Below are 21,094 nucleotides of genomic sequence, written 5' to 3'. Positions count from 1 at the left end.
TGGGAAGGCGGCACTCACGCCGCGTGCCCCTGCCGTCGATATAGGGTCTCCACCAGGCGTTCGCAGGCGGCGCGACACCGCGCTGCGTCGCTTTCGGTGCTGTTCCACCCGAGGCTCACGCGCAGGGCCCCTGCGGCGAGCGCAGGGGTGACGCCCATGGCCGCGAGGACGGGCGAGCGGGCGACCTTTCCGGAGGCGCAGGCCGAGCCGGACGAGATCGCGACGCCGGCGAGATCCAGCGTCATCAGCGCCGTCGGGGCATCGAGCCCCGGAACGGCGAAGCACAGGGTGTTGGGCAGGCGCGGGGCGCCGGCGCCGAACACGACGAGGTCGGGTGCGCAGGCGCGCAGCCCCGCCTCGATGCCGTCGCGCAGATCCGCGAGGCGGTCCGCGGAGGCGGGATCGGCGAGGTCCGCGGCGACCCCCAGCCCGACGATGCCGGGCAGGTTCTCGGTGCCGCCGCGCAGGCGCGCCTCCTGGCCGCCCCCGCGCAGGAAGCCCGCACCGAGGGTCACGCCCTCGGCGAGCACCAGGGCGCCGATGCCCTTCGGGGCGCCGAACTTGTGGCCCGAGAGGCTGAGGGCGTCGAGGCCGAGGGCCGACATGTCCAGGGGGATCTTGCCGATCGCCTGGACCGCATCCGTATGCACCAGGGCGCGGCCATGCGCCCGGGCCAGGGCCACGATCGCCGCCAGCGGCTGGATCACGCCGGTTTCGTTGTTAGCGGCATGGATCGAGATCAGCACGTCCGCCGCGGCATGCCGGCGCAGCAGGGTCTCCAGCGCGCCGAGGTCGATCAGGCCCGCACCGTCCACCGGCACGCGGTCGACCGCCTCCGCCGGGAAGCGGTGGCCGGCCGAGACGCAGGGGTGCTCGGTGGCGCCGAGGACAAGGCGCGTGGGTGCGGACTGTCCCGCCCGCGCCAGGGCGCCGGACAGGACCGCGTTGGCGGCCTCGGTGCCGCCGCTCGTGAACACCACGCGGCCCGGGCCGGCGCCGACCCGCCGGGCCACCGCCTCGCGGGCGGTCTCCAGGGCGGCCCGGGCCGCCCGGCCCTCCGCGTGGACCGACGAGGGGTTGCCGGGCAGGGTGAGCGCCCGCGCCACGGCAGCCGCCACCTCCGGCCGAACCGGTGAGGTCGCGTTGTGGTCGAGGTAGGCGCGGGGCGAAGTCATCCGGGAAAAACCACTGGCGGCGTCAAGGTCGAAAACGACAAATCCTTGCTTTTGCCCCCCACGATCATGCTAAGGCGCGGACACGATCCGTGTTCCGGTCGCCCATCGTGCGGGGAACGCGCCGATCCGAAGCTGGCTCGACCTGCGCTTGTTTAGAACGATTCTAGTTCGCTAGAATTATTCTAAGAGTGCTTTTAGGTTTGTGGCCGGGCGAGTCAAGGCACGCCTCACGGCTTTGCCCAGGCGTCGGACGCGCGCGTGTTTCCCTCGCGTCGGCGATCCACCGTGCGATGCCCGCCCGGGCATCCGCTCAGGAGTGTTGGTTTCCATGCCCGAAGTCATCTTCACCGGTCCCGCCGGCCGTCTCGAGGGGCGCTACCAGGCGCCCAAGAAGAAGGGCGCCCCGATCGCGATCGTGCTGCACCCGCACCCGCAATTCGGGGGCACGATGAACAATCAAATCGTGTACAATCTTTTCTACACCTTCGCCAATCGCGGCTTCGCGGCGCTGCGCTTCAACTTCCGCGGCGTCGGCCGCAGCCAGGGCGCGTTCGATCACGGCACGGGCGAGCTTTCCGACGCGGCCTCCGCCCTCGACTGGGTGCAGTCGGTGAACCCGGAGGCCCGCGCCTGCTGGATCGCCGGCGTCTCGTTCGGCTCGTGGATCGGCATGCAGCTGCTGATGCGCCGCCCCGAGATCGAGGGCTTCATCTCGATCGCCGCGATGGCCAACCGCTACGACTTCACCTTCCTGGCCCCCTGCCCGTCCTCGGGCCTGTTCGTGCACGGTTCCGAGGACCGGGTCGCCCCGGCCCGCGAGGTCATGCCGGTGATCGAGAAGGTGAAGACCCAGAAGGGCGTCATCATCGAGCACCAGATGGTGGAGGGCGCCAACCACTTCTTCGATGGCAAGGTCGACGAGCTGACCCAGACCGTCGATACCTACCTCGACAAGCGCCTCGGCCCGAAGCCCGAGGCGGCGTGATCGCAGGGCTACTTGAAGTTTATTTTCGGATGAATATTATTCGTTGCGCAACTTGAGGAAGCGCTATGAATGATGATTTGGAACGCCGTGGTCCGGAAGATCCCAGCAAGATCAGCCTGACCGAGGCTTGGGAGGTGCGCTACTGGACGAAGCGGTTCGGTGTCACGGAAGACCAACTCCGAGCCTGTGTCGATCGCGTCGGAAACGGAACGGCGAAGGTCGCGCAGTGCCTTGGAAAGCGGTGGCCGTAACGGGCTCGCGGCGGATCCACAACGGTCGCCGGGCTCAATGACATGCGGCGGCGCTCCATGACGGAGCGCTGCCGTTTTTTGTCGTCACTGTTGTGTCTTACGCCTGTGCGTGCCCGACCGGCACGGCGGGCGCCCCTCCACCCCTCCGCCGACGATGTCCTTCCGCCCGGCGCCATCGGCCACCGGCCGGTTCGTACAGATCGCGCGTCAGGTCTTCGCGATCGCTCTGAAGTCGCCGGAAGTCGGCGGCGGAGATCACCACCACCTCGTCGCGCCCGCGCACCGTCACGTGCTGAGGGCCCTCGCTGCGGACGCGGCGCACGAGTCCGCTGAAGCGCGCCGTGGCGTCCTGCAGCGGCCGGACCCCCTGCGGATGCGACAACCCGTGTGATTTCGACGATCTGGTCATACGGACCAGATCAGCAGGTCGCCGCCGGTCCAGGGCCGCCCCTCACGCCTTGGCGTGCACCACCGGCACGGCGGGCGCCCCCTCCCACTCCGAATGGGCCGGAATCGATTCGCCCTTCATCACGATGGTGAGCGGCCGCAGGCGGGCGTAGTCGCCGACCTTGGTGTCGTAGAGCACCGTCGAGAAGGCGCCCACCGACACGCCCCGGCCGACCTCGACCCGGCCGACCTTCATGATGCGGTCCTCGTAGAGGTGCGTCTGCAGGGCGGAGGTGCGGTTGATGGTGGCGTAGTCGCCGATGGTGACGCAGTCGAACTCGGTGATGTCGGTGGTGAGCATGCACACGCCCTGGCCGACCTTCACGCCGAGGAGCCGCAGCATCCAGGGCAGGAACGGGGTGCCGACGAGGTGCTCCAGCAGCACCTTGCCGGCCAGGCCCCAGTAGAGCACTGCGACGGCCTCGGTGCGCATGGCCCACCACGACCACATCGGCTGCATGCCGGGCTTGTAGACGCCCATCAGCAGCCACTTCACCGCGATCACCGTGAAGGACTGGATGAAGGCGATGGCGACGGAGACCGCCACGAAGCTGACCGCGAGGCCGGTCCAGTCCTGGGCCAGGATCGCCGGGTAAAAGTAGAAATCGATCGCCGAGATCGCGAGGGTGATGAACAGCATCGGCGAGAACGAGGTCGAGAACGCCTCGAAGATGCCGCGCCGGAGCTTGGGCCCGATGCCGGGCTCGTAGGTCTGGGTGTTCGAGCCGAGATCGACCCGCTGGCGCGAGGGCAGCTTGATCGGCGGCGAGCCGAACCAGGTGTCGCCTGGGCTCATCAGGGCGTTCGCCGGCGGCTTCGACTTGATGCCGATGAGAACGTCCTCCGGGATCACCGCACCCGGCGGGACCACGGCGTCGTTGCCGACGAAGACGCGCGGGCCGGTATGGACCTCGTGCATCGTCATCCAGCCGCGCCGGATCTCCTCCTCGCCGAACACCACCTCGTCGGCGATGAAGTTGCGCGCGCCGATATCGGCGAGGTCGTAGCGCCCGGCGAGGTTGGTGGAGATCTCGGCCCCCTGCCCCATCCGGGCGCCCATCAGGCGGTACCAGGCCCGCATGTAGACGGTGGCGAACAGGGAGGAGAGCGTCTCCAGCGTCACCTCCGCGGCGAGCGCCACGGCCCATTTGCGCAGGTAGAAACCGCTGTAGATCGAGTGGGTGCCCGAGGAGACGCGGGGCAGCACCAGCCAGCGGATCGCGGCGATCAGCAGCACCGTGCCCGCCGTCATCAGCATGGCGGTGGGCCAGGTCAGCAGCGGCAGGTACCAGTGGTAGTCGATGTCGGTGATGTCCCCGAGGGAATCGCTGAGCTGGTCGAAGATGTAGAAGGCCGGGAAGATCGGCAGCAGGCCGATGGCGGGGATCGCCGCCAGCAGGAAGGTGTAGAGGGCCGCGAAGGCGAAGCGCCGCCGGGGCGAGGCCGTGGCGGGCGCGGGCAGCGCCTCCGGGTCGGCGTCGCCGACCTTGCGCCCGGGTGAGCCGTCCCAGATCTCGGCGCTCCCCACCCGCGTGCCGGTGGGGATGGTGGTGAGGTCGCCGATCTCGGCATGGTCGCCGATGACCGTGTCGGGCCCGATGACGCAGGAGGCGCCGATGGCCACGTCGGCGCCGATCGCCACGCGACCGATGATCAGCGCATCGCCCACCACCTCCGCGTTGGCGATGACGAGGCGGCCGCCCAGCGAGGCGCCGGGGCCGACGCTGAGCAGGTCCGGCGCCCCGATCTCCGCGTCGGAGATCAGCGCGTCCCGGCCGATGTCGGCGCCCAGCAGCCGCAGGTAGAACACGATGGCGGGCGAGCCCTGGAGCCACTTGACGTGGACCAGCGGCGTCAGGCGCTGCGCCAGCCACCAGCGGTAATAGTACACGCCCCAGAGCGGGTAGCGCCCCGGTTTGGTGCGCCCGAGGATCAGCCACTTGGCCGCCACCGCGATGGCGGCCGTGACGGCGTTGATGCCGATATAGACCAGGAGCAGCACGCCGAGTTCGCCGAAGAAGCCGAGCCCGCCGCCGGTGAGCAGCAGGTAGGTCACGAAGATGCCGAGCCACTGCGCCGTGGCCAGCGCGATGACGAAGGGCAGGGCCGCCGCCTGCGCGAGGCCGCACAGGAAGCGCCGCTTCAGGGAGGGCGCCGGGAAGCTGAGATCGCGGATCGCCATCTCGGTACCGGCCCCGCCGGTGCGGGCGACGAGGGTGTCGGCCATGGCCCGCAGGGTGCGCTGGCCGTAGACGTCCTGCAGGGTGATGGCGGCCAGCGCCGGCACCTCGCGCACCGCGCCGACGAAGCGGGCGGCCAGCAGCGAGTGGCCGCCGAGATCGGCGAAGAAGTCGCCCTCGAAGGGGATCGCCTGGTTGCCGAAGATGCGGTTGGCGGCGGCGAGCAGCGCGGCTTCGGTCTCGTTGCGCGGCGGCTCCTGCTCGCCCGACGTGTCGGCCACCGTGAGGGTGGCGATGCGCAGGGCCTTGCGGTCGACCTTGCCCGAGGTCAGGCGGGGCAGCACCTCCACGGTCTCGAAATGCCCCGGCACCATGTAGGGCGGCATCTGCTCGGCGAGCGTGTGACGCAGGGCGACCCGGTCGATCTCGGTGCCGCGGTCTGGCACCAGGAAGGCGACGAGGCGGTCGACCCCGTCGTCCTGGCGCAGCACCACCGCCGCCTGGTTGATGCCGGGAAGGACTTGGATGCGCGACTCGATCTCGCCGAGTTCCACCCGGAAGCCGCGGATCTTCACCTGATCGTCGATGCGGCCGTGGAACAGGATGTTGCCGGCGGCATCCAGGGAGACCGCGTCGCCGGAGCGGTACAGGACCGGGTCGGTCCCATCCGAGGCGTAGGGGTTGGCGATGAATTTTTCCGCCGTCAGCTCGGGGCGCTTCAGGTAGCCCTTGGCGACGCCCGGACCGCCGATCAGGAGTTCGCCGGGCTGCCCCCGCGCGAGAAGCTCGAGCGCCTCGCCCGCGACATACACCGAATAATTCGGGATCGGGCCGCCGATGGTCACGGGCACGCCGGACTGCATCTCGGCGGCGGTGGCCACCACCGTGGCCTCGGTCGGACCGTAGGTGTTGAAGAGCTGGCGCGCGCCGCTCGCCCAGCGGGCGACCAGGGGCTCGGGCAGGGCCTCGCCGCCGAGCAGCACGAGGCGCACCGTGGGCAGGTCCCGGGAGATCATCGCCAGCAGCGTCGGCACCGTGTCGAGGACGGTGACGCCGGCCCGGGCGATGATGTCCGGCAGGCTCTCAACGTCGCCCATCATGGCCGGCGAAGCCACGAACAGCGTCGCGCCCACGAGGTAGGGCACCCAGATCTCCTCCATCGAGAGATCGAAGGCCACGGAGGCGCCCTGGAACACCACGTCGTTCGGCCGCATCCCGTAGAGGACGTTCCCCGAGCGCAGGAAATGGCAGATGTTGGCGTGGCTGATGACGATGCCCTTCGGCACGCCGGTCGAGCCCGAGGTGTAGATCAGGTAGGCCGGGTGTTCCGGCGTCAGGCCCGCCGCGCGCAGGTCGGGGAGCGCGGCGCGCTCCGGCGTCGCGGACGCGAGGCCCGCGACCGTGAGGCTCGGCGTCCCGGCGGGGGCCTGCGGCTCCAGGGCGGGCGAGACCAGGAGTGCCTTGGCCTGGGCATCCTCCAGGCAGACCGCGACGCGGTCGGCCGGAGCCTCGGCGTCGAAGGGCAACCAGGCCGCGCCCGACAGGGTGATGCCGATCTGGGCGATGAGCAGGTCGGGGCCCCGCGCCATCCAGAGGCCCACCACGTCGCCCGGGCCGATGCCCCGGTGGGCGAGGCCGCGGGCGATCGCACCGGCCCGCGCCTCGACCTCCGCATAGGAGAAGGCCGGATGGGCGCCGTCGGGACCGGTCCGGGCGCCGTCGACGAGAGCCGGATGATCCGGGCGTGCCGCGGCGCTCGCGAGAAAGATCTCGCCCAGGGTCTCGTCGCGGATGAGGTCGGGGCGGACCGCGCCGCGCAGGACTGCCCGCGGACCGGCCGCGTCCGTCGACGGACGCGTGTCCTGAGGCCCGCGCGCTGCCGCCCGGGGCCGAGTCGTCTCGGCGAGACTGGTCATCCGCTGCTCCGCTGCCGGCGCCCGATCGGGAGCCGTCCTTTTGGCCGGGTAGGCGCCCGGATCGCGCCGAAATCACGGCGCGTCTAGCACGTTTGGGCGGTCGGCTTGAACCGGGGTTGAACGCGCAGGCCGCGGCCGGTCAGGCCCAGCGCCAGCCGGCCCGGTCGAGGATGAGGACGCTGCCCTGGCGGATGCCGATGCGGGGCGCGTCGCGGATGCCGAGATGGCCCCGGATCACCAGGATCGCCCGGGCGACGCCGCCATGGGCGACGATCACGGTGGGCCGCGTCAGTTCGACGATGGCGGGCGTGACCCGCTCCACCAGCATGGCATAGCTCTCGCCGGTGCCGCCGGGCGGACGATAGCCCCAGCGGTCGCGGTCGCGGGCCAGGGCACCGGCCGGATCCCAGCGCCGGATCTCGGCCCAGGTCGAGCCCTCCCAGGCGCCGAAGCTGATCTCGGCCAGGCGCGGATCCCGGCGATAGCCCTCTGGGTCGAGGGCGAGGGCCGCCCGCAGCGTTTCCATGGTCCGGCGGGTCCGGGTGAGCGGGCTGGCGACGAAGTCCATGGCGGCGAGGTCGGCACCGTCGGCCGCGGCGGCGAGACGGTCGGCCACGGCGCCGGCCTGACGCAGGCCTTCGGCGTTCAGGTCGATGTCCCGCTGGCCCTGCAGGCGTCCCTCCGCGTTCCAATCGGTCTGGCCGTGGCGGATGAAGTAGATCGGGTTCACGGCCTCACGCCCGCCGCTCGGCGGAACGGCCGAGCCGGGCTATCGTTTTCGCACTCACATCCTGGCCCTGCACATCCTGGCCCTGCCCATCGGCAGTCGCCCCGGTCCGCCGTCACCCAAGCAAGCGAGTCTCATCATGTCGAAGCATCACGGCAAGCATCGGCGGGGCCAGAGTCCGGCAGAAACCGGAGCTGCCGCGTCGCAGCGTGACGTTTCGCACCGCAAGGACGCCGCGCGCGGCAAGGCGGAGCAGACGGGTGAAGCCCGCCGGTCCGGGCACCGGCCGCCCTCATCGGCGCACTGGGCCCGCGAGGCCGAGAGCCGGGCGAGCGCGGCCGGCGAAACCATCGATCCCCGCCTCGCCCCCGCCGCCCCCGGCATCGTCACCGTCCGGCCCGGGACCCGCTGTGACCTCGACGCGATCGACGCGAATGCCGATGGCGGCCTCGACAAGGAGGAGGCCAAGGCGGCGCTCGTGGCCGAGCGCGCCCGCATCGCCGCCCTGCAGGAGCGGCTCTACGCCGAGCACAAGCGCAGCCTCCTCGTGGTGTTCCAGGCCATCGACACGGGCGGCAAGGACGGCACCATCCGGGCGGTGTTCGAGGGCGTGAACCCCCAGGGCTGCCGGGTGTGGTCGTTCAAGGTGCCGAGCGCCGAGGAGGGCGACCACGATTTCCTCTGGCGCTACCACGCCAAGGCGCCGGCGCGCGGCATGATCAACGTGTTCAACCGGAGCCATTACGAGGACGTCCTCGTGGTGCGGGTGAAGGACCTCGTGCCGGAGCCGGTCTGGCGGGCCCGCTACGACCAGATCAACGATTTCGAGCGGATGCTCGCCGCCGCCGGCACCACCGTGCTCAAGTTCTTCCTCCACATCTCGAAGGACGAGCAGAAGGAGCGCCTGGAGGCCCGCCTCGCGAACCCGGACAAGCACTGGAAGTTCGATCCGGCCGACCTCGTGGAGCGCCGGTCCTGGGACGCCTACCAGGCGGCCTTCGCGGACGCGCTGACCGCGTGCTCCACGCCGCAAGCGCCCTGGCACGTGGTTCCGGCCAACCGGAAATGGTACCGCAACCTCCTCATCGCCCGCACCATCGCCGACACCCTGGAGGCGATGGACCCACGGTTTCCGAAGGCGCAGGGCGACATCGCCGGGATGACCGTGCCGGATTGACCCGGGTCCCGGACGCAATCAAAAGTTGTGGTGCGGGATGGTGTTTCCCAATTATCCGAAGCGGGTCTTCGAGGCGGCCGAACTCTCCGACGGGACGCTGCGGTTCCTGGCTCTGGCTGGCGCCCTGCTCGCCTATCGGTTGCCGCCCTTCATGGCCCTCAACGAGCCCGAGACCAGCCTCCATCCGGATCTGCTGGCCCCCCTCGCCCGCATGATCGTCAAGGCGTCCGGGCGCACGCAGGTCTGGCTGGTGACCCATTCCGAGCGGCTGGCCGACGCCATTCTGGCGGAGGGCGGGGCGCACGCCCACCGGGTGATCAAGCGCGAGGGTGCGACCTGGATCGAAGGCCTCAAGCTCTTCGGCGCCTTCGCCGAGGAGGACTGAAGGCGGGAGACCGCCAGCCGTCAGTCCTTGTCGAGGCTGAGGTCCGGGGCTTCCGGGTTCTTCATGCCGACGACGTGGTAGCCGGCATCCACGTGGAGGATCTCGCCGGTCATCCCCTTGCTCATGTCCGAGACGAGGTAGGTGGCGGTCTCGCCGACCTCCTCGATGGTCACGGTGCGCCGCAGGGGAGCGTTGTACTCGTTCCACTTCAGGATGTAGCGGAAGTCGCCGATGCCGGAGGCGGCCAGCGTCTTGATCGGGCCCGCCGAGATCGCGTTGACGCGGATCTTGGAGGGGCCGAGATCGGCGGCGAGGTAGCGCACGGAGGCCTCGAGGGCGGCCTTGGCGACGCCCATGACGTTGTAGTGCGGCATCCACTTCTCGGCGCCGTAATAGGTCAGCGTGAGGAGCGAGCCGCCGTTCGGCATCAGCTTCTCGGCGCGCTGGGCCACTGCCGTGAACGAGTAGCACGAGATCAGCAGCGACTTCGTGAAGTTCGCCTCCGAGGTCTCGACGTAGCGGCCCGTCAGCTCGTCCTTGTCCGAGAAGGCGATGCAGTGGACGACAAAGTCGACCCCCTCGGGAAACACCTCGGCGGTGGCGGCGAAGACCGCGTCGATCGAGGCCGGATCGGTGACGTCGCAATGCCCGACCACATGGGCGTCGAGTTCCCGCGCCAGGGGCTCGACGCGCTTCTTGAGGGCGTCACCCTGGTAGGTGAAGGCGAGCTTGGCGCCGTGGGCGGCCGCGCTCTTGGCGATGCCCCAGGCGATCGAGCGGTTGTTGGCGACACCGAGCACCAGGCCGCGCTTGCCGGCGAGAAGGCCGCCGACGTGATCGTGAACCGGGTGCGTGTCCGCCATGTGTCACCTGAGCGAGAGCCGTGGCGCGTGCCGACGGGCCCGTCGGGCGACGGTTCGGCGTGTTCGCGCCGGGCATCCTTAGCGGAGGCGCGCCTGGGACGGAAGTCCGGGGCCTGACAGCGCCGGGAGGCCGTCGCGGAACGGCCCGGAGGCTCGGGCCCCTGGTCGACGAACCGGGCGAGGCGACGCTCCTTCAGTCGGCCTTGGCCGCGCGCCGGGCCCGGGCGAACTCGGTGAGCGCCGCATCCTCGCCGCTGGGCAGCATCACGGCCGTGACCGCCAGGAGGTCGCCCCGGGTCCCGTCCTTCTTCGGCAGGCCCTTGCCCCGGAGACGGAAGGTCCGGCCCGAGCCGGTCATCGGCGGGATCTTCATCTCGACGGCGCCGGTGAGCGTCGGCACCCGGATCGGGCCGCCCAGGATCGCGTCCTCCAGGGGCACCTCCACGCTGCCGCGCAGGTCCGCACCGTCCACGGTGAAGCGGGGATGGGGCAGGATGCGGATCGTCAACAGCGCATCTCCCGGCGCGCCCCGCAGGCCGCCCGGATTGCCGAGGCCGCGCAGGCGGATGGTCTGGCCGTCGACCACGCCCTTCGGCACCACCACGTCCACGTCGCGCCCGCCCGGCAGGGAGAGGCGCAGCTTCTCTTCGCTGGCCACCTGCTCCAGGCTGACGCTGAGCTCGGCCGCCACGTCCTCGCCCTTCACGGGGCCGCGCTGCGGTCCGCCGGGGCCGGCGCCGGCGGACCGGAAGGCGTCGCCGAAGAGGTGAGAGAAGATGTCCTCGCCGATGCCGCCCCCGCCGCCCCCGCCGCCGGGGGCGCGGCCGCGCGCGGCGCTCTCGAAGTCGAAGCCGCCCCCGCCGCCGCCGCGCCCGCCTCCGAATCCGCCAAAGCCCTCGAAGCCCGTGGCGCGCGGCTTGCCGTCCCCGTCGATCTCGCCGCGGTCGAACTGCGCGCGCTTGCCCGCATCACCCAGGATCTCGTACGCGCTGTTGGCCTCCGCGAAGCGGTCCTTGGCCTTGGCGTCGTCCTGGTTGCGGTCGGGATGGTAGGCCTTCGCCAGCTTGCGGTAGGCCTTCTTGATGTCGGCTTCGCTGGCGCCCTTGGAGACACCCAGCACGTCGTAGGGATTTCGCATCGGTCTTCAGGATTCTCGGTGCCGCCTGGGGCCGGGCATGGGCCCGGCGCCTTCGGATTCGTCTGTCATGTGGACGGCCTGTTGCTTCTCTGCAACGGTCTCGCGCGAGAATTCGCTGCGATTGGCGCGGCGTCAACGCTTCTGTTCGCACTGTGATCCGAACGGACCCGCCATGGCGCGCCGAGACCGCCCTCAGGACGACGCCTTCGCCGCCCGCACCTTGGTCAGGGTCCAATCGCCGCCGGAGGGCTTGCAGCCGGTCCCGCGCACGAAGCGGCTGCCCGCCGGCGAGATGACGGAGGCCAGGAAGTCGCGGCAGACGAGGTCGTTGGCGACGTAGGGCAGACCGGTGGGATTCACCGAGCCGCGCAGGGTCGTTTCCGGGTTGTCCCACTTCACCGGACGGCCGTTGCCCTGCGGATCGAGGGCGACGGCGAGCGCCGCGTTGGCGCGGCGCCAATCCTCGGCGCCGAGGTCGTTGCCGAAGCCCAGCGGGTGCTTGTCGATGCTGCCCGTGATCGTCGGCTCGTCCAACAGCGCCGCGCTCGTTTTGTCGCCGCGCTTGGCCGCTACAGCCACGGCGCCGGCCGCCGTCTCCTCCGCCTGGAAGGTGATGATCGGCAGGCCGCAACCGCTCAAGCCGAGCAGCACGCTGAGGCCGATGGCCCGCGTGGTCCGTTGCGGCAAGGTCCGCGACCGGCGGCGGACACGAATTTCCGGGACGGCTTGGGCTTTACAGTCGCGCCGACGCATTACACCTGATCTCAAACGACGTGTTGGGCCGAAACGTTCGTGTCCCACGTCGGTGCCCCCGACCCGGATCTCACCACAGGATTACGCCTTGGAACGGTTAAGGATCGATGATCCCGCTTCCCGCAGCGCGGCCGAAAACGCCTCGGGGCCCGAAGGCGACTTCACCCGCGCCACCGATCCCTGGGCCCTGTTCGCGGCCTGGATGGCCGAGGCCGAAGCCTCGGAGCCCAATGATCCCAACGCCATGGCGCTGGCCACGGCCGGTGCCGACGGCCTGCCGGACGTGCGCGTGGTCCTGCTGAAGGGCGTCGATGCGCGCGGATTCGTGTTCTACACCAACGTCGATTCCGCCAAGGGCGACGAGCTGCGCGAGAACCCGCAGGCCGCCCTGGTGCTGCATTGGAAGAGCCTGGGCCGTCAGGTCCGCGCCCGCGGCCCCGTGACCCGGGTCACGGCCGAGGAGGCGGATGCCTACTTCGCCAGCCGCGCCCGCAACAGCCGCCTCGGGGCCCATGCGAGCCGCCAGTCGCGCCCCCTGGCCGACCGGGCGACCCTCGAGCGCGCGGTCGAGGCCCTGGCCGAGCGCTACGGCGAGGGCCCGGTGCCGCGTCCGGAGAACTGGACGGGCTTTCGCATCGCGCCGGTCTCGATCGAGTTCTGGCAGAACGGCCCCTTCCGCCTGCACGATCGCGTTCGCTTCACCCGCGACGGCGAGGCTTCCGATGGCGGGGCCTGGCGCGGGGCGCGTCTCTATCCCTGAGGCGGATCGACGGCTCCTAGCCGGTTTCCTGGACCGGATCGCCGGCCCTGGCCTGATTCCTGGACCGGATCGCCGGCCCTCGGCCGGATTCCTGTACGAGATCGACGGCCCTCGGCCGTCGGCGCGCCGGCCCCTTGGTGCGTCGCGGGATGACCCTGGATTTTAGCCCCCGCGCCCCTTAGACCTGGGGGTGGCGTGGGGGTTTCTCGGCGGCACGGCGGTTCCGCCGGCCGGACGCCTCCCGATCCTGAAGGAACGGTCTTGGCCTCATCCAACGAACGCCGGCGCATCATGCTGCTCACGGGGGCGAGCCGTGGGATCGGCCACGCCACCGTCAAACGGTTCTCGGCCGCCGGCTGGCGGGTGATCACCTGCTCGCGCCATCCCTTCCCGGAGAACTGTCCCTGGGAGATGGGCCCGGAGGATCACCTCCAGGTCGATCTGTCCGACCCCCAGGATACGGTGCGGGGCATCGAGGAGGTGGCCGGGCGCCTGGCCGCCGAGGGCGGCCTCCTGCACGCGCTGGTCAACAATGCCGGCATCTCGCCGAAGGGCCCGCTGGGCGAGCGCCTGGGTGCCATCGCCACCGAGTTCGGGGACTGGCAGCGGGTGTTTCAGGTCAACCTCTTCGCCCCCCTCCTCCTGGCCCGCGGCCTCTGCGAGGAGCTGACCCGGGCCAAGGGCTCCATCGTCAACGTCACGTCGATCGCGGGCTCCCGCGTGCATCCCTTCGCGGGCGCTGCCTACGGTACCTCCAAGGCGGCCCTGGCCGGCCTGACCCGTGAGATGGCGAGCGACTTCGGCCCCCTCGGCGTCCGCGTGAACGCCATCTCGCCCGGCGAGATCGACACCGCGATCCTGTCGCCGGGCACCGACAAGATCGTCGCCGGCATCCCGCAGCGCCGCCTCGGCACGCCCGACGAGGTCGCCAAGGCGATCTACTTCCTGTGCACCGAGGCCTCCTCCTACGTGAACGGTGCCGAACTGCACATCAACGGCGGCCAGCATGTCTGAACGGGGGGCGCGCCGCGCGCTTCTCGTCGGGCTCCTGATCGCCGCATCCCCCGCCGGCGCGGAGCCGTCGGTGGCGATCCTCGACCTGCCGTTCCGAGCCCGTGCCCTGCGGGGGCCCGGCAGCGAGGTCGCGATCGCGGTGGCGACCTCTGGCCTGCTGCCCCTCGCCCGCTCCCGCAGCGCCAATCCGGCGGTCGTCGAGCCCGAGGCGCCGATCGCCGTGGTCTGGGGCGATGCCGGCGGCGCGGCCCTCAGCCTCGTCGACGGGCAGGTGACCACCACCCTGCTCGGCGCCGAGGCGGTGGAGGGGCTGGCGGCCACCGAGACCCCGCGCGGCGCCCTGCCCGGCTCCCGGCGCGCGGTCTCCGGCGCCTTGAGCGCCCATCTGGCGGATCCCCGGCCGGCCCTGGCCGGCGGCCCCGAGCAGGCGGGCACCCTCGTGATCCGCGAGCGTCAGCCCGTGGCGATGGGCGGCGACCCGAAGCCCGTGCCGGTCGTGACCACCCCTCTCTCGGCCGCCCCCGACGCGGCCTTCGCCCTGCGCCGGCCGCGGATCGCCCGGCTGGACGGCAAGCCCATCGTCCTCGCGGTCACGGTCGCACCCGCCGGCGGGGCCGCCCTCGCCCTGTTCGCTAAGGCCGAGCCCGGTGCCGCGGCGACGCCCGGAGTCGCCTGGACCCTGCTGGCCCGCAGTCCGGAGCAGGCCACCGGGCCGGGAGGCCAGCCCCTGAAGCCGGCTGCCATCGCGGATTTCTCCGGCACCGGCCGGCCCCAGATCGCGACCGTGGCGGCCCCCGACGGCGCCGGCCAGCTGCAGCTCTGGGCCCTGGAGGCCGGCGCCCTGCGCCTGGCCCGGGAGGCGCCGGGCTACACCAACGTCTCCCCGGGCGAGGGCGAGGTCGACCTCGCGGCCCTGGTCGAGCCGGAGCGCGAGGGCGCGCCCGAGCTGGCCCTGCCGATCGCGGACCGGAGCGCCGTGGCGATCCTCTCCCTGAAGGAGGGCGTCCGCGAGCGGTCGCGTGCCCCCCTGCCCGGCCTCGCCGCCTTCGGGCTGGCCAGCCTCGGCCGTGGCCCCGCCACCCGCCTCCTCGTCGGCCTCTCCGACGGTCGCATCGCCGTGGTGACGCCGTGAGCGGGACCGATCCGGAGGCGGCCGCGTCGCGCCTGTTCCCGACGCGGCCCTTCGTCGGCACCTCGATCGCGGTCCTGCGCGACGACCGTGTGCTCCTCGCCGCCCGGGCCAACGAGCCGATGCGCGGCGTCTGGACCCTTCCCGGCGGCCTCGTCGAGGCGGGCGAGCCCCTGGCCGAGGCGGCCCTGCGCGAATTGCAGGAGGAGGTCGGGCTGTCGGCCGAGGTCGTGGGCGTGCTCAGCCCCACAGAGATCATCCTGCGCGACCCCGAGGGCCGCGTGCGCCACCACTACGTCGTCCATCCCCACGCGGCCCTCTGGACCGGCGGCGAGCCGGCGGCCGGCCCGGAAGCCCTGGGCGTGCGCTGGGCCACCCTCGCCGAACTCGAGACCCTGGCGACGACCCCCGGCCTCGCCGCGACCGTTCGCGAGGCCTTCGTCCGGGCCGCCCCACGCGCGGAGCCCGCGGCGTGACGGTTCGTGGTGCGGGGATCGTGATGCTGTGCGGCCTCGCCGTGCTGATGGCCGGGCCGGAGGCCGGGTTCGCCCAGCAATCCCGCGGCGGCTCGTCCCGGCCTGCGCCGAAGCCGTCCGAGAAGGAGAAGGAGCCGCCGCCCGCGCCCGAACCGCCGCCCGCGCCCTACGACCGGGACCTGCTCCGTCTCTCGGAGGTCATCGGCTCCCTCGCCTTCCTGCGCGACCTCTGCACCGCGCCCGATGCCGCCGAGTGGCCGGCCCGGATGAAGGCCTTGATGGAAGCCGAGGGCGTGACCCCGAGCCGGCGCGACCGGCTCGCCGGCGCCTACAATCGCGGCTATCGCGGCTACAGCCTGACCTACCGGGTCTGCACCCCCGCGGCCAACGAAGCGGCCGCCCGCTACGTGGCCGAGGGCGAGCGCCTGTCGCACGCCCTGGCGAGCCGGTTCGGCGGGTAGTGATGCCGGTTGGCCACAGGGTGCGGGCCGCGGGCGGAAACGAAGAATTTGAGTGCCCGCGTTAACCGCTTCGCAATTCCTGGCTTTGCGAACTCCTCCGATCGCCCTATCCTCGTGGTTACTCGCCGGGTCGTTCACCGGCGCAAACGATGATGTGGCCCATGCACATGGATACGGTCTCCGCGCCCTTCGAGGCGGATCTCGACGACAAGCGCGTCGCCTTGAGCTACGTCTCGGAAGCGTTCGCCGAGGGCTGTCTCGACGGGCTCGACGGCGACTGCATGGCCCAGGCCGCCCTGTTCGCGGCCTTCCAGGAACTCGTCACGACCTATGGCGAGGAGGCCACGGCCCGCTACGCCGAGGGCTTCCCGGACCGCATCCGCGGCGGCGCCTTCACCACCAGTCCGCAGCATTAACGAAGCCGGGCGCCGCGGCGCTTCACCGGCGCGGACGACCGAAGGGCAGGCGCCGGGTGCCTGCCCTTTTGCTGCGCCGGACTCAGGCCCGAGGCAGGGCCTCTTCGAATAGCACCGCCTCGCCGCGGGACGGCGCGGTCAGGGCCCCCTCCCACATCACGCCGTGGCCGCGCACCAGGGTGCCCACCGGCCAGCCCGTCACGGTGACGCCGTCATAGGGCGTCCAGCCGCATTTCGAGGCGATCCAGTCGTTGCGAATGGTCTCGCGGCGCTTGAGGTCCACCACCGTCACGTCGGCGTCGTAGCCGACCGCGAGCCGCCCTTTCCGGGCGATGCCGAACAGGCGCTTGGGGCCGGCGCTGGTGAGGTCGACGAAGCGGGCGAGCGACAGCCGGCCGGCGGCGACGTGGTCGAGCATGATCGGCACCAGGGTCTGCACCCCGGTCATGCCCGAGGGCGAATCCGGGTAGGGCTTGGCCTTCTCCTCGAGGAGGTGCGGCGCGTGGTCTGAGCCGAGGATGTCGGCGACGCCCTGGGACAGGCCGTGCCAGAGGCCGTCGCGGTGGTCGGCCCCGCGCACCGGGGGGTTCATCTGCACCAGGGTGCCGAGGCGGGCATAGGCCTCGTCGCCGTCGAGGGTGAGGTGGTGGGGCGTGACCTCGCAGGTCGCCACGTCCTTGGCGTCAGCCAGGTACGCCATCTCCTCCTTCGTCGAGATGTGCAGGATGTGGATGCGGGCACCCGTGGCCCGGGCGATGCGCACGAGGCGCCGGGTCGCCGTCAGGGCCGCCTCCGGCGAGCGCCAGACCGGGTGCGAGGAGGGGTCGCCCGGCACGCGCCGGTCCTTCTGCGCCCGCAGCATCGGCTCGTCCTCGGCGTGGAAGGCCGCGCGCCGGCGGGTCCGCTTCAGGATCTCGGTGACGCCCGCATCATCCTCGACCAGCAGCGAGCCCGTGGAGGAGCCGACGAACACCTTGATGCCGGCGGCGCCCGGCAGGCGCTCGAGTTCGGGAACCCGATGCGCGTTCTCGTGGGTGCCGCCGACCCAGAACGCGAAGTCGCAATGCATCCGATGGTGCGCCCGGGCGACCTTGTCGGCCAGGGCCTCGGCGCTGGTGGTGAGCGGGTTGGTGTTCGGCATCTCGAACACCGTGGTCACGCCGCCCATGACGGCGGCGCGCGAGCCCGATTCGAGATCCTCCTTGTGGTCGAGTCCCGGCTCGCGGAAATGCACCTGGCTGTCGATGACGCCGGGCAGCAGGTGCAGGCCGGTGCAGTCGCGCCGCTCGGCGGCTTGCGCCGCCGCGAGGTCGCCGATCGCCGCGATGCGTCCGGCGCGGATGCCGAGGTCGGCGCGGTGCGCGCCGTCCTGGTTCACCACGGTGCCGCCGGTGAGGAGGAGGTCGAAGGGCTGGTCCATTCCGAATCTCCTGGGGCCGTCCGCGTTCCGGACGCACATTGAGACGGGGTCGCGGGCGGCTTATGTCAGGCCCGGACGGGGCGCAATGCCGCCGCCGCTTGTGCCAAGGAGCCGCCATGCCGATCGCCCTGCTGCCGGACCGCACCGTCGTCACCGTCTCGGGCGAGGACGCGACGAGCTTCCTGCAGGGCGTGGTGACCTGCAACGTCGAGACTCTCGAGCCCGGCGAGGCCCGCCTCGGTGCGCTCCTGACGCCGCAGGGCAAGATCCTGTTCGACTTCCTCGTCGGTCGCACGCCGGAGGGCTTCCAGCTCGACGTGGCCGCCGAGCGCGCGCCCGACCTCGCCAAGCGCCTCGGGCTCTACCGCCTGCGCGCCCGGGTGACGATCGCTCTCGAGCCCACCTTCGGCGTGGCCGCCGCCTGGGACGGGGCCGAGACCGCTGCCGCGGTGACCCGCCGGCGCGACGGCCGCCTCGGGGCGCTGGGCGAGCGCCTGATCTTCGCGCTCGGCGCCTTCTCGGCGGATGCGACCGAGTCCGATTACCACGCCCACCGCATCGCCCTCGGCATCCCGGAGGGCGGGCGCGACTTTCCCTGGTCCGACGCCTTCCCGCACGAGGCTCTGATGGACCAGCTCGGCGGCGTCGACTTCCGCAAGGGCTGCTATGTCGGGCAGGAGGTGGTCTCGCGCATGCAACATCGCGGCACGGCCCGGACCCGGATCGTCCCCCTGGTCGCGGTCTCGGACGAGGTGCTGCAGACCGGGGCCGAGATCACCGCCGGGCAGCGTGCGCTCGGCACCGTCGGCAGCGTCGCGGGCGGCCGGGCCCTCGGCACCGTGCGCCTCGACCGCCTCGCCGACGCCCTGGCGGCCGGTGAGCCCCTGCGGGCGGGTACGGTTCCGGTCGGGGTCGAGAAGCCGTCCTTCGCAACCTTCGCTTTTCCCGAAACCGCGCTGGCCGGCTGACGCAGCCCCAACATCGACGCCGCCGCCCTGCCCGGCTAAACCCTCGGCGATGCTCACCGACGCTTCCGGCCTGATCCACCATCCCGACGGCTGCGCCCGCTGCTGGTGGGCCGGCCTCGACCCCGTCTACGTCGGCTATCACGACACCGAATGGGGCGTGCCGGAGCGGGACGGCCGTGCCCTCTACGAGAAGCTGATCCTCGACGGCTTCCAGGCCGGCCTGTCCTGGATCACCATCCTGCGCCGGCGCGAGGGCTTCCGCCGCGCCTTCGCGGGCTTCGACCCGGAGGCGATCGCGCGGTTCACGGACACGGACGTCGCCCGTCTCATGCAGGATACCGGCATCATCCGGAACCGGGCCAAGATCGTCGGCACGATCGCGGGTGCCCGGGCCTACCTCGCCATCGAGGGGCGCGGGCAGGGCTTCTCGGCCTTTCTCTGGGACTTCGTCGACGGCGCGCCGATCCAGGGGACGGCGCGGGATCGGGCGGGCATCGCCACCGAGACCGACATCTCGCGAAAGCTGTCCAAGGCCCTGAAGGCGGAGGGGTTCGCGTTCTGCGGGCCGACCATCGTCCACGCCTTCATGCAGGCGGTCGGCCTCGCCAACGATCACCTCCTCGGCTGCCACCGGCACGGGCCCTGCGCCGCCCTCGGGTCTCGGCCCGCCGGGGGCTCGGCATGAGCGGCGATCCCGGCCGCGCCTGGCAGCGGATGCTGTCGGGCCGGCGCCTCGACCTCCTCGACCCGGCCCCCCGCGACATCGAGATCGCCGACATCGCCCATGGGCTCGCCCGCGTCGCCCGCTGGAACGGTCAGACGGCCGGGCCGCACGTCTTCTCCGTGGCCCAGCACGCCCTGCTGGTGGAGGCCATCGGCCGCGGAGAGGCGCCGGGCCTCGGCGTCGGCCACGGCCTCGAACTGCTGCTGCACGATGCCCCCGAATACGTCATCGGCGACATCATCTCGCCCTTCAAGGCGGCGATCGGCGATTCCTACAAGGCGGTGGAGCGCCGGCTCCTCACCGCCATCCGCCAGCGCTTCGGGCTTCCCGAACCGGGCGCGGCCCTGTCCGCCCTGGTCAAGCGGGCCGACGGCATCGCCGCCTATCACGAGGCGACGCGTCTGGCCGGATTTTCCGGGGCGGAGGCCGATGCAATCTTCGGCGCCTGCGGTCCCCTCGGTCCCGAGGCCGAGGCGCTGCTGGTCCCCTGGCCCACCGCGGTGGCGCAGGCACGCTTTCTCGCCCGTTTCCATGGTCTCGCGCGCCCGGAGTCCGCCTGATGCCGCATCTCCAGGTCTGCCCCCTGTCCCGGCTGCCCGAGACCCTCGACGGGTCCGGCGCGACCCACCTGATGACCCTGATGAAGGTCGGCACCGCGATCGCCCGTCCGGTGGAGATCCCGGAGGGACGCCACTGCGTCGTGGAGGTCAGCGACATCGTCGCGCCGATGGACGGACACGTCACGCCGGGGGAGCCCCACATCGCGCAGATCCTCGACTTCGGGCGAACCTGGGACCGGGCCCAGCCCCTGCTGATCCACTGCTATGCGGGCATCAGCCGCTCGACGGCGGCGGCCTACATCGTCGCCTGCGCCCTGGCCCCGGACCGCGACGAGGCCAAGATCGCCCAGGCGCTCCGGGCCGCCGCCCCGTCGGCGACGCCCAACGCCCTGTTCGTGGCCCTCGCCGACCGCATGCTGAACCGCGATGGCCGCATGATCGCGGCGATCGCGGAGATCGGTCGCGGCGCGGAGGCCTTCGAGGGTGAGCCGTTTCGGCTGGACTTCAGCTCCGACCTCCAAGTCGTCGCGTAAGCACTTCGAAGAGAAAGCGATCCGGCTTCGGGCGTCCCGCCTGTCGTCGCGCAGAAACCGGGGGGCGAGGTGTGGCGCAAACGCCGCCCCGGACAACGAAACGACGATCCACCGGCCGGATCGGGTTGTCGGCTTCCGGGCCCGCGGCTTAGACCGTCAGAATCATGGGGTAGTTTAGAATGAGTGTCACGCGACCCGCTGTTGCGTCGACGTCCGGTACGGACGAGCCGGGCCTCGACCTGCCCTTCGAGAAGGCGTTGGAGCAACTCGAGGACATCGTGCGACGCCTGGAGAAGGGGGATGTCCCCCTCGACGAATCGGTGGCGATCTACGAGCGCGGCGAGGCGCTGAAGCGCCACTGCGAAGGGCTGCTGCAGAAGGCCGAGGCACGCATCCAGAAGATCACCCTGGGTACCGACGGCAAGGCGGCGGGCGTCGCGCCCCTCGACGTCGAGTAGGGGGCGGTTCCGCTTCCGATCGAAATTCTTCATTGGCGCCAAGTGATTGCGCGCATGTTTTCCCTCCGGGCGTGAGGTTGGTTCGGTGTCACGGCAAGAAACCTCGCAAGAGAAGACCTCGCAAGAGAAGACCTCGCAAGAGAAGACCTCGCAAGACAAGATCGCGCCGGAGCGGGCG

The 21,094-nt window shown here is 71.5% G+C and carries 21 protein-coding genes and 2 pseudogenes; 15 read left to right on the top strand and 8 right to left on the bottom strand.

Annotated elements, in window-relative coordinates; genetic code table 11:
- Nucleotides 1-14: 14 nt before the first annotated feature.
- Nucleotides 15-1,175 (bottom strand): cysteine desulfurase family protein, encoded by a 1,161-nt coding sequence (locus ASF20_RS18945; RefSeq protein ID WP_056276890.1) that lies wholly within the window; start codon nt 1,173-1,175, stop codon nt 15-17.
- 328 nt (nt 1,176-1,503) lie between these two features.
- Between ASF20_RS18945 and ASF20_RS18940 the strand changes: the two genes are divergently transcribed.
- Both ASF20_RS18940 and ASF20_RS23605 read left to right on the top strand, forming a co-directional pair.
- Nucleotides 1,504-2,160, top strand: coding sequence for an alpha/beta hydrolase (locus tag ASF20_RS18940; RefSeq protein WP_056186925.1), 657 nt, complete (start codon nt 1,504-1,506; stop codon nt 2,158-2,160).
- Nucleotides 2,161-2,225: 65 nt separating this feature from the next.
- On the top strand, nt 2,226-2,411 hold the full coding sequence (locus ASF20_RS23605; RefSeq protein WP_056348263.1) for a DUF3606 domain-containing protein: 186 nt from the start codon (nt 2,226-2,228) through the stop codon (nt 2,409-2,411).
- A 217-nt stretch (nt 2,412-2,628) separates the two neighbouring features.
- Here ASF20_RS23605 and ASF20_RS25090 read toward each other — a convergent pair.
- The 3 genes and pseudogenes from ASF20_RS25090 to ASF20_RS18925 all read right to left on the bottom strand — a co-directional run.
- Nucleotides 2,629-2,820 (bottom strand): annotated as a pseudogene (locus ASF20_RS25090) (type II toxin-antitoxin system Phd/YefM family antitoxin); the annotation flags it as partial.
- A gap of 42 nt (nt 2,821-2,862) precedes the next feature.
- Nucleotides 2,863-6,954 carry a Pls/PosA family non-ribosomal peptide synthetase gene (locus ASF20_RS18930; protein ID WP_056276885.1) on the bottom strand — a complete coding sequence of 1,364 codons (4,092 nt, stop codon included), beginning with the start codon at nt 6,952-6,954 and terminating at the stop codon, nt 2,863-2,865.
- Nucleotides 6,955-7,093: 139 nt separating this feature from the next.
- Nucleotides 7,094-7,684, bottom strand: coding sequence for a histidine phosphatase family protein (locus ASF20_RS18925; RefSeq protein ID WP_056217742.1), 591 nt, complete (start codon nt 7,682-7,684; stop codon nt 7,094-7,096).
- Nucleotides 7,685-7,820: 136 nt separating this feature from the next.
- Here ASF20_RS18925 and ASF20_RS18920 point away from each other — a divergent pair, with 136 nt between their 5' ends.
- Together ASF20_RS18920 and ASF20_RS18915 are read left to right on the top strand one after the other, a co-directional pair.
- Nucleotides 7,821-8,858 carry a polyphosphate kinase 2 family protein gene (locus ASF20_RS18920; RefSeq protein ID WP_056276879.1) on the top strand — a complete coding sequence of 346 codons (1,038 nt, stop codon included), beginning with the start codon at nt 7,821-7,823 and terminating at the stop codon, nt 8,856-8,858.
- A gap of 34 nt (nt 8,859-8,892) precedes the next feature.
- Nucleotides 8,893-9,243 (top strand): annotated as a pseudogene (locus ASF20_RS18915) (AAA family ATPase); the annotation flags it as partial.
- A 20-nt stretch (nt 9,244-9,263) separates the two neighbouring features.
- On the opposite strand, the gene fabI reads toward ASF20_RS18915, so the two are convergent.
- The 3 genes from fabI to ASF20_RS18900 form a co-directional block, all read right to left on the bottom strand.
- Nucleotides 9,264-10,106: an enoyl-ACP reductase FabI gene (fabI, locus tag ASF20_RS18910; RefSeq protein WP_056276872.1), complete on the bottom strand. Its 843-nt coding sequence runs from the start codon at nt 10,104-10,106 to the stop codon at nt 9,264-9,266.
- 193 nt (nt 10,107-10,299) lie between these two features.
- A complete protein-coding gene (locus ASF20_RS18905; protein WP_056276868.1) occupies nt 10,300-11,244 on the bottom strand; it encodes a DnaJ C-terminal domain-containing protein in 945 nt (314 codons plus the stop codon).
- 192 nt (nt 11,245-11,436) lie between these two features.
- A complete protein-coding gene (locus ASF20_RS18900) occupies nt 11,437-11,997 on the bottom strand; it encodes an RT0821/Lpp0805 family surface protein (protein WP_056276864.1) in 561 nt (186 codons plus the stop codon).
- Nucleotides 11,998-12,100: 103 nt separating this feature from the next.
- Here ASF20_RS18900 and pdxH point away from each other — a divergent pair, with 103 nt between their 5' ends.
- From pdxH to ASF20_RS18870, 6 genes are all read left to right on the top strand, one after another.
- Entirely contained in the window at nt 12,101-12,757 is a 657-nt protein-coding gene (gene pdxH, locus ASF20_RS18895; RefSeq protein WP_274534739.1) for a pyridoxamine 5'-phosphate oxidase, read from the top strand.
- A gap of 291 nt (nt 12,758-13,048) precedes the next feature.
- Complete coding sequence (locus ASF20_RS18890) at nt 13,049-13,771, top strand: SDR family oxidoreductase (RefSeq protein ID WP_056276923.1); 723 nt, start codon at nt 13,049-13,051, stop codon at nt 13,769-13,771.
- Nucleotides 13,764-14,903: a hypothetical protein gene (locus tag ASF20_RS18885; RefSeq protein ID WP_056276861.1), complete on the top strand. Its 1,140-nt coding sequence runs from the start codon at nt 13,764-13,766 to the stop codon at nt 14,901-14,903. The genes ASF20_RS18890 and ASF20_RS18885 overlap by 8 nt, the downstream gene beginning before the upstream one ends.
- On the top strand, nt 14,900-15,376 hold the full coding sequence (locus tag ASF20_RS18880) for an NUDIX hydrolase (RefSeq protein ID WP_056217762.1): 477 nt from the start codon (nt 14,900-14,902) through the stop codon (nt 15,374-15,376). The genes ASF20_RS18885 and ASF20_RS18880 overlap by 4 nt, the downstream gene beginning before the upstream one ends.
- Nucleotides 15,377-15,423: 47 nt before the next feature.
- The gene (locus tag ASF20_RS18875) at nt 15,424-15,837 is read left to right on the top strand and encodes a TIGR02301 family protein (RefSeq protein WP_056348310.1); all 414 of its coding nucleotides are present in this window, start codon (nt 15,424-15,426) and stop codon (nt 15,835-15,837) included.
- A 161-nt stretch (nt 15,838-15,998) separates the two neighbouring features.
- On the top strand, nt 15,999-16,253 hold the full coding sequence (locus tag ASF20_RS18870) for a hypothetical protein (protein WP_055954093.1): 255 nt from the start codon (nt 15,999-16,001) through the stop codon (nt 16,251-16,253).
- An 82-nt stretch (nt 16,254-16,335) separates the two neighbouring features.
- Here ASF20_RS18870 and ASF20_RS18865 read toward each other — a convergent pair whose 3' ends face one another.
- Nucleotides 16,336-17,673: a dihydroorotase gene (locus ASF20_RS18865; protein ID WP_056276855.1), complete on the bottom strand. Its 1,338-nt coding sequence runs from the start codon at nt 17,671-17,673 to the stop codon at nt 16,336-16,338.
- Nucleotides 17,674-17,789: 116 nt separating this feature from the next.
- On the opposite strand from ASF20_RS18865, the gene ASF20_RS18860 reads away from it, so the two are divergent.
- The 5 genes from ASF20_RS18860 (at nt 17,790) to ASF20_RS18840 (ending at nt 20,916) form a co-directional block, all read left to right on the top strand.
- The gene (locus tag ASF20_RS18860; protein ID WP_056276850.1) at nt 17,790-18,641 is read left to right on the top strand and encodes a folate-binding protein YgfZ; all 852 of its coding nucleotides are present in this window, start codon (nt 17,790-17,792) and stop codon (nt 18,639-18,641) included.
- Nucleotides 18,642-18,690: 49 nt separating this feature from the next.
- The gene (locus ASF20_RS18855) at nt 18,691-19,326 is read left to right on the top strand and encodes a DNA-3-methyladenine glycosylase I (RefSeq protein WP_056276846.1); all 636 of its coding nucleotides are present in this window, start codon (nt 18,691-18,693) and stop codon (nt 19,324-19,326) included.
- Entirely contained in the window at nt 19,323-19,925 is a 603-nt protein-coding gene (locus tag ASF20_RS18850; RefSeq protein ID WP_056217774.1) for an HD family hydrolase, read from the top strand. Before ASF20_RS18855 ends, ASF20_RS18850 begins: the two co-directional genes overlap by 4 nt.
- Entirely contained in the window at nt 19,925-20,458 is a 534-nt protein-coding gene (locus ASF20_RS18845; RefSeq protein WP_056276842.1) for a hypothetical protein, read from the top strand. Before ASF20_RS18850 ends, ASF20_RS18845 begins: the two co-directional genes overlap by 1 nt.
- 179 nt (nt 20,459-20,637) lie before the next feature.
- The gene (locus ASF20_RS18840; RefSeq protein ID WP_056276840.1) at nt 20,638-20,916 is read left to right on the top strand and encodes an exodeoxyribonuclease VII small subunit; all 279 of its coding nucleotides are present in this window, start codon (nt 20,638-20,640) and stop codon (nt 20,914-20,916) included.
- The last annotated feature ends 178 nt before the right edge of the window (nt 20,917-21,094 follow it).

This window comes from Methylobacterium sp. Leaf88, from assembly GCF_001422795.1.
GTDB lineage: Bacteria > Pseudomonadota > Alphaproteobacteria > Rhizobiales > Beijerinckiaceae > Methylobacterium.
Note: the sequence above shows the minus strand (reverse complement) of the source record. Positions and strands in the feature narration are given on the sequence as shown.